1 protein-coding gene is annotated in these 731 nt (G+C 71.3%); it reads left to right on the plus strand.

Annotation, left to right across the window (positions count from 1 at the left end):
* On the plus strand, positions 1-731 hold a 731-nt coding region (locus tag KS423_RS46650), incomplete at both ends, for an electron transfer flavoprotein subunit beta/FixA family protein (protein WP_224285681.1).

Genomic DNA, 731 nt, shown 5'->3' on the forward strand with positions numbered 1-731 from the left:
CCGGACGCGACGGGTGACCGTCGTTTCGCGGACGACCACACCACCGACCGGGAGGGCGTGGACGGCCTCCTGTCGGAGCTGGACGAGTACGGCGTGGAGCAGGCGCTGCGGATCGCGGAGGCGAACGAGGGCGCCGAGGTGACGGTGCTGACGGTGGGCCCGGACGATGCCAAGGACGCGCTGCGCAAGGCGCTGTCGATGGGTGCGGACAAGGCCGTGCACGTGAACGACGACGACATCCACGGTACGGACGTGATCGGGACGTCGGCGATCCTGGCGAAGGCGCTGGAGCGGACCGGGTTCGACCTGGTGATCGGTGGCATGGCGTCGACGGACGGCACGATGGGTGTGCTGCCGGCGCTGCTGGCGGAGCGTCTGGGTGTGCCGCAGGTGACGCTGCTGTCGGAGGTGTCGGTCGAGGGCGGTGTGGTGAAGGGCCGTCGGGACGGTGACGCGGCGACCGAGCTGGTCGAGGCTCCGCTGCCGGCCGTGGTCTCGGTGACGGACCAGTCGGGTGAGGCCCGTTACCCCTCGTTCAAGGGGATCATGGCGGCGAAGAAGAAGCCGGTGCAGTCGCTGGACCTGGACGACCTGGGCATCGAGGCGGACGAGGTCGGTCTGGCGGGTTCGTGGACGGCGGTCGAGTCGGTGGCGGCGCGTCCGGCGCGGACCGCGGGCACGGTCGTCAAGGACGAGGGCGAGGGCGGCAAGCAGCTCGCCGCCTTCCTCGC

Origin of the sequence: Streptomyces sp. LS1784, assembly GCF_020103755.1 — a bacterium.
In the GTDB taxonomy this organism is placed as follows: domain Bacteria; phylum Actinomycetota; class Actinomycetes; order Streptomycetales; family Streptomycetaceae; genus Kitasatospora.